Origin of the sequence: Caldalkalibacillus thermarum, assembly GCF_014644735.1 — a bacterium.
Lineage (GTDB): Bacteria > Bacillota > Bacilli > Caldalkalibacillales > Caldalkalibacillaceae > Caldalkalibacillus > Caldalkalibacillus thermarum.
This window is the reverse complement of sequence record NZ_BMKZ01000073.1, coordinates 1-6,270: the sequence shown is the minus strand read 5'-3', so window position 1 is coordinate 6,270 and position 6,270 is coordinate 1. Positions and strand designations below refer to the sequence as shown.

The window sequence follows — 6,270 nt, the reverse complement described above, 5'->3', positions numbered from 1 at the left end:
TTCCTTGGTAAGTGTTAGTTTTAGGCAACTTCATTTTACCAAAGGATTGGGTGTTTTTCGCGTTTTTTGGCCAAATTCCCCAGTGAAATCAAGGGATTCTCGTGTTTTTCAAGGTGCGAAAGTTGAGATAGCTAACTAACACCTTGAACAAAGGTGTTTTTTTATTGCATGACAAGGTGTTTGGTCAAAATGATGCCGGGTGTCTTTTTATTTAATTGCTAATTTAGTATAATCAGAAGTATGAGAGTGTATCGTACATATGTACATAACAAGATCGTTTGAAAGGGCAAAGCTACGGAAACGTAGTGACGCAAAGCTACAGGGGCTAAGGTTGTTCAACAACTATGCCAGCCAGCTGCCGTTTAGGTAACATATCCTTATACGGATATGTTTTTTAATGGGAGAGGCTGTCGGGGGCATAATGTTGGCAATTTCCTAATTGAGGGAGGAATTTGGCTGGCCAAACACGAAGTATTAATAAATTTACGAAGTATTAACAAACTCACTTGATTTTTGGCATTGAATTGAATCAGTGTTCAGTTTGAAAAGTTTACCGGTGTGTACTTCATAAAGGTAGGGATGCACAAGATGTCTTGCTCACATGAGTCACCTTCTATTCTGCACACGCTTTATTTACAGCACATTTTCTCCAACGCCCACATTGGCTTAATTTTACTAGATGAGCAGGCCAGCATCGTCTCCATCTCCACAGCGGCTGCCAAAATACTGGGAGGCACACCTGAACATTTTGAGGGTCAAAATATTTTTCATCTTTTTAAAAATCTTCCTGAAGACCGCCAATTAATCTCCAAACGTGTGTTTGAGGGTGTGACGGTTCAAAATCAGGCCATGATTTGGTATAATGGCCAGAGTTACTATGAGTTGCTGGTTGACAGTTTCCCGCTGATCGATGCGGAAGGCCAGCAACAAGGCGCCTATATCTTTATTAAAGACGTCACCAATATCCGCTCTCTGGAAAATCAAATTCACCGCAGCGAGCGGCTGGCTATGATCGGACAAATGGCGGCCGGCACGGCCCATGAAATTCGTAACCCCTTAACCAGCATTCGAGGTTTTTTGCAAATTTTAAATAAAACTTTAGCGGAGCATAACATGACGCGGGAAGTGGAGTATACCAATATTATGCTGGATGAGATTGACCGCATTAATCAATTGGTCGGCGAGTTCCTCTTGCTTAGTAAATCGCGGGAGACCCGTATGGAAAAAATCTACTTGGATGAGCTGATAAAACAGTTTTTACCCATTGTTGAAAATGAAGCTTTGTTATACGGCATTGAAGTCAAAACGGAAATTTTTTCCAATCTTCCGCCGGTTTTGGGAGATAAGGAGCTGTTAAAACAGGTGTTCCTGAATATTTGTAAAAACGCGATTGAAGCCATGGGCAACAAAGGGCAGCTCAGCTTGTCCTCTCAACTTTTACGGGAAGAACAAATGATCCGCATTGATATTATGGACACTGGACCAGGCATTCCGCCTTATGTGATTGATAAAATTTTTGAACCGTTTTTTACCACCAAGGAGGAAGGGACTGGCTTGGGCCTTTCAATCTGCCAACGGATTATCCATGATATGGGAGGCAAGATACGGGTTTCCTCGAAAGGGTATGGCACCACCTTTCACGTATGTATCCCCTATCTGGACGCTTAAGCGCAAGAGCTTTCTTTGGGCGGCGGAGAGTCTTTTTTTAAGTGTTTGCCCGCGGTATAATAATATAAGTTGCGAGGAGAGACTCATGTGGAGAAGCGGGTGTAAGCAAGCAGAAGGAAATTAAGACGGCATGTTTGAAACGGAGAGGTTGACCATGACGTACCAAGCGTTATATCGTGTCTGGCGGCCCCAGACCTTTCGTGATGTGATAGGACAAGAACACATTACGCAAACTTTGCAGAATGCCTTGGTCAATCAAACGTATACCCATGCTTACCTGTTCACCGGTCCAAGGGGGACCGGGAAAACAAGCACAGCAAAGATCATGGCTAAGGCGGTCAACTGTCAGGAGGCTCCGACGGCTGAACCTTGCAATCAGTGTGCTGCTTGCCGCGGGATTACCCAGGGAACAGTGGTTGATGTGGTTGAAATCGATGCGGCTTCCAACAATGGTGTGGATGAAATACGGGATCTGCGGGATAAAGTGAAATATGCCCCCACTGAAGTGCGCTTAAAAGTGTACATCATTGATGAGGTTCATATGCTAAGCCAAGGGGCGTTTAACGCTTTGCTTAAAACGCTTGAAGAACCCCCCTCCCACGTGATGTTTATTTTGGCTACCACCGAACCGCATAAGATTCCTCTCACCATTATGTCCCGCTGTCAACGGTTTGATTTTAAGCGTATTTCCCAAAAAGAGATGCTTAAGCGGCTCAAGTTGATATGCGCTGAAGAAGGCTTCCAGGTCCAAGAGGAAGCCCTGGAGCTTTTGACTCAAGTGGCAGAAGGCGGTATGCGCGATTGCCTCAGTTTGCTTGACCAGGTTGTCTCCTATGCCGATGGAGAGGTGACGGTGGCCGATGTGGAGGCCGTTACCGGTTCAGTGGCCCAGGAAGCATTAACCGACCTGGCTGATTGCCTGCTGAGGAACAAGACGGAAGAAGCCATCAGGCGTTTAAACCTGTTGATTGAAGAGGGGAAGGAACCGGTTCGCATTGTGGAAGACTTAATTTACTTTTACCGGGATGTGTTGCTGTACCGGCAGGCCCCAGGGTTAGCTGAGGGATTTCAGCGGTTGCAGCTGACAGAACAGTTGAAGGAAAGAATTGAAACCTACCAGGATGAGCATCTGTTTCAGGCCATTGAGCGGCTCAGCCGGGCCCAGCAGGACATGAAATGGACACACCATCCCCGCGTTTTTTTGGAAGTGGCTTTGATTCAGCTGACCCATCAACTGGCCCAGCCGGCTTCCAAAGAGGTTGCAGCGCGCCATGATCTTGACCAGCTAGCGGCGACGAGTGAAGAGGTAGAACAACTCAAGGCCAAAGTTGATATGTTAGAAAAAACGCTCAAACGGCTGAGCCAACAGGGCAGCACCGCTACAGCAGGACAAGAGGAGAAGAGCTCCAGAGCTGTGGGCAAGCGCCGCCCTGCATCCCCATCGTCTTTGTCCGTCACCCAATTAAAAAAGTGGTTAACAACAGCCAGCAAGTCCATGTTAAAACATTTGCAGGAGAAGTGGCCAGCCATTTTGGAAGAAGTGAAGCGGAAACAGATTACGGTCCATGCCTGGCTGCGGGATGGCGAGCCAGTAGCCTGCGGTCCCAGTTTCTTCTTGCTGGCCTTCAAAAGTGCGATCCACCGGGAGACAACCGAAAAAGAGAGCCACCGCCAGCTGATTGAACAGGTGGTTTGCCGTCACCTACAAACAGAGGCACAAATGGTCACAATTATGTATAATGAATGGGAAGAGCTTAAACAGCAATATATAGCAGAACACAAAGAGAACAAAGAGAAGCAAGCAGAAGACCAGGCCAAAGAGAAACAGGATCCTTTTTACAGTGAAGCGGTCCGCCTGGTAGGGGAAGAGCTGGTTGAAGTGGTTGAGGATCGCCATGAATGATGACAAAGGAGGTTTCATTCCCATGAGAAACATGCACAACATGATGAAGCAAATGCAAAAAATGCAAAAACAGATGCAAAAGGTACAGGAAGAGTTAAAGGAAAAAACGGTTGAAGGAACCGCTGGCGGCGGGATGGTCAGCATTACTTTAAACGGTCACAAGGAACTGGTGAATGTGAGCATTAAACCTGAAGCGGTCGATCCGGATGATGTGGAGATGCTGGAGGATCTGATCATGGCTGCCATGAATGATGCCATGAAGAAAGCGGACGAATTAATTCAAAGCGATATGGGCAAGCTGACAGGCGGTCTGAACATTCCAGGACTGTTCTAACACAGGCCTAATGTGAAGGGGGAACGTATGTGCATTATCCGGAACCCATCGCCAAATTGATCGAAGGTTTTATGAAATTGCCAGGCATCGGTCCTAAAACGGCCAGCCGTCTGGCTTTTTTTGTGTTAAGCATGAAGGAAGATGATGTGCTTGATCTAGCCAAGGCGCTGGTCAATGCCAAACGGGGCTTAACTTATTGTTCGGCCTGCCATAACATTACGGATATTGATCCCTGCCGGATTTGCCAGGATAAAGGGCGGGACCGCTCTGTCATTTGTGTGGTGCAAGATCCTAAGGACGTGATTGCCATGGAGCGGACCAAAGAGTATGCAGGGTTATATCACGTCCTGCACGGGGCCATTTCTCCCATGGATGGCGTGGGGCCGGAAGATTTAACCATTGCAGACTTAATTAAGCGGCTTGAAGATGAGCAGATTGAGGAATTGATCCTGGCCACCAACCCAACCATTGAAGGAGAAGCAACAGCGATGTATATTTCCCGTTTGGTCAAACCCAGCGGACTGAGAGTCACGCGTATTGCCCATGGTTTGCCTGTCGGGGGCGACTTGGAGTATGCGGATGAAGTCACCCTGTCCAAAGCCTTGGAGGGCCGGCGTGAACTATAGCCAACACGATAGCATGCGGGCCAAGACCGGCAATCAAGTAAGAAAATAAAGTAAGAATCAGTACTGAACAACTCTCCCCCGTCATAGGCTTGTTAGGGGAGGGATTTTTCATGCACATCTTCCGGCGTCCGGTCCTTTCAAATGAGCAATACCGGTTGATGACGGCGATTGAAAAAGCGAGAGCAAACATGCTTCATCTGCATAAACAACGGGTCTCCAGACCTGACGGGACGATGGGTCAGATTCCTGTTCTGCTGGCTGAATTGAGATATCGTTATCTTTTGCACCAAGCGCGGAAGAAGGGCTGGTCCAATATGTGGTATTTAGACTGAGGGTTCACTCTCAGTCTTTTTGTTTAAGCTGGTGGGGAAAGTTATATCTTACAGGCTTGGACGCATAGGATGATGGTAAGACAACCGAAAGGAGGGAAGGGGCAATGGAGGCCACCGCCATCAGTTTGTTCTTGGTTGCTTTCCTGGCAGTCATGTCCATCATGTTCCGCTTGCGCGGGAAGGTATGGCATTTTCTGGGCCGGGGCCTGGTTCAGCTGGTATTGGGTCTGTTTTTGCTGTTCGTCTTTAATTTGTTCGGCAGTTATATTGATGTGTATGTTCCTTATAATCTCGTCACTGTAGGCATTGCCGCCGTGCTGGGCATCCCGGGCGTTTTGGCGCTGTTTGGGATTCAGCTGTTTATCATGTAAACCTTTGGCCCTGGTTTTGGGAGAAGGGGGACAGCCAGCTGTTAACCCACGCTTTAATTGTGAATGAACAGCACTACATTGAGTCGCGCATCGTCTCCCATCCTTATTTTCGGGACAAGGTTTTCCAATCGTACAAATACCGGGCCCAGGTTCTTGGCCCCATTTGTTTACCCCTTGTCAGGGCCATAGTGATGGAGAGGAGAAGAGGAGCAAGGGGAAGTACCGGGTGGAAGGAGACCATTTGCATATGACGTGGGTGATGAATATGTGTGGATGTTAAATAAACTGGAATTGTTCAATAATTGGTTCAATTAGGTATACTCCCTGTTCCCTTTTCCCATACTGATAACATAGAGTAGAGTATGATAAGAGGGGAGTGGGGAACAGCATGATGACTAAACGCACATGTGTCATTTGTACCAAACCAAAATCAGAAGGGATTTTCATCTGGCATCATTTTATTTGCCGTCAGTGTGAGGAAGAAATTGTGGCTTGTGAGGTGACGGATGAAAGATATCCGTTCTTTATTCACCAGCTGCGCAAAATTTGGTTTAAAGAACATGCTTAGCTGAATGAAAAAAACAGGGATACAAGGCAGGTCCCTGTTTTTTAGCGTTGAATAGTTGAATAATAGAGGGAGTGACATACTCCCACCACCTACGCTAACGCTTAGAGGTGGGGGCTTCTCGGGTAATCCCATCTCATGATGGGAAGTTGACCGGGCTATCCCCGTGTGTCCCACGGTTCAGTTGGCTAGACGGCCAACAATCGCAATCCTTCTTGCAAAATATTCCTTGCGGCATTGATGTTCCGGTCATGGAGTGTACCACATGAGGGACATGTCCATTCCCTCAAGGCGAGGTTTTTAACTTCCCGATAGCGATAGCCGCAGCCGGGAGTGGAACACAACTGGCTGGAAGGGAATGTTTTGTCCACCACCACAATGGTTCGTCCGTACCATTTGGCCTTGTATTCCAGCATGGTGCGAAACATGGACCACGACGCGTCAGCGATACTTTTGGCCAAATGCCGGTTT

The 6,270-nt window shown here is 47.4% G+C and carries 8 protein-coding genes, 1 pseudogene and 1 riboswitch; of the genes and pseudogenes, 8 read left to right on the top strand and 1 reads right to left on the bottom strand.

Annotation, left to right across the window (positions count from 1 at the left end):
- The first annotated feature begins 275 nt into the window (after positions 1-275).
- Positions 276-363: riboswitch (cyclic di-GMP riboswitch) on the top strand.
- A gap of 225 nt (positions 364-588) precedes the next feature.
- The 8 genes and pseudogenes from IEW48_RS15985 to IEW48_RS15950 all read left to right on the top strand — a co-directional run bounded on the left by IEW48_RS15985 (position 589) and on the right by IEW48_RS15950 (position 5,802).
- Entirely contained in the window at positions 589-1,668 is a 1,080-nt protein-coding gene (locus IEW48_RS15985; RefSeq protein WP_188624628.1) for an ATP-binding protein, read from the top strand.
- 154 nt (positions 1,669-1,822) lie between these two features.
- Complete coding sequence (dnaX, locus tag IEW48_RS15980; protein ID WP_188624627.1) at positions 1,823-3,571, top strand: DNA polymerase III subunit gamma/tau; 1,749 nt, start codon at positions 1,823-1,825, stop codon at positions 3,569-3,571.
- Positions 3,572-3,593: 22 nt separating this feature from the next.
- Complete coding sequence (locus IEW48_RS15975) at positions 3,594-3,905, top strand: YbaB/EbfC family nucleoid-associated protein (RefSeq protein ID WP_007506014.1); 312 nt, start codon at positions 3,594-3,596, stop codon at positions 3,903-3,905.
- Between the two features lie 29 nt (positions 3,906-3,934).
- Positions 3,935-4,531, top strand: coding sequence for a recombination mediator RecR (recR, locus tag IEW48_RS15970; protein ID WP_188624626.1), 597 nt, complete (start codon positions 3,935-3,937; stop codon positions 4,529-4,531).
- A 110-nt stretch (positions 4,532-4,641) separates the two neighbouring features.
- Positions 4,642-4,863, top strand: coding sequence for a hypothetical protein (locus tag IEW48_RS15965; RefSeq protein WP_188624625.1), 222 nt, complete (start codon positions 4,642-4,644; stop codon positions 4,861-4,863).
- Positions 4,864-4,967: 104 nt separating this feature from the next.
- Entirely contained in the window at positions 4,968-5,234 is a 267-nt protein-coding gene (locus IEW48_RS15960) for a pro-sigmaK processing inhibitor BofA family protein (RefSeq protein ID WP_188624624.1), read from the top strand.
- A gap of 11 nt (positions 5,235-5,245) precedes the next feature.
- Positions 5,246-5,485, top strand: a pseudogene (locus IEW48_RS17720) (DUF2515 family protein); the annotation flags it as partial.
- A gap of 140 nt (positions 5,486-5,625) precedes the next feature.
- Positions 5,626-5,802 carry a sigma factor G inhibitor Gin gene (locus tag IEW48_RS15950; RefSeq protein WP_308747496.1) on the top strand — a complete coding sequence of 59 codons (177 nt, stop codon included), beginning with the start codon at positions 5,626-5,628 and terminating at the stop codon, positions 5,800-5,802.
- Positions 5,803-5,987: 185 nt separating this feature from the next.
- On the opposite strand, the gene IEW48_RS15945 is transcribed toward IEW48_RS15950, so the two are convergent.
- A partial coding sequence (locus tag IEW48_RS15945) for an RNA-guided endonuclease TnpB family protein (RefSeq protein ID WP_188624622.1) occupies positions 5,988-6,270 on the bottom strand: 283 nt, incomplete at its 5' end.

Excerpts from the sequence above, each read along its gene's own strand:
- IEW48_RS15985 (WP_188624628.1), top strand. The coding sequence starts at position 589 with ATGTCTTGCTCACATGAGTCACCTTCTATTCTGCACACGCTTTATTTA.
- dnaX (WP_188624627.1), top strand. The coding sequence starts at position 1,823 with ATGACGTACCAAGCGTTATATCGTGTCTGGCGGCCCCAGACCTTTCGT.
- IEW48_RS15975 (WP_007506014.1), top strand. The coding sequence starts at position 3,594 with ATGAGAAACATGCACAACATGATGAAGCAAATGCAAAAAATGCAAAAA.
- IEW48_RS15965 (WP_188624625.1), top strand. The coding sequence starts at position 4,642 with ATGCACATCTTCCGGCGTCCGGTCCTTTCAAATGAGCAATACCGGTTG.
- IEW48_RS15960 (WP_188624624.1), top strand. The coding sequence starts at position 4,968 with ATGGAGGCCACCGCCATCAGTTTGTTCTTGGTTGCTTTCCTGGCAGTC.
- IEW48_RS15950 (WP_308747496.1), top strand. The coding sequence starts at position 5,626 with ATGACTAAACGCACATGTGTCATTTGTACCAAACCAAAATCAGAAGGG.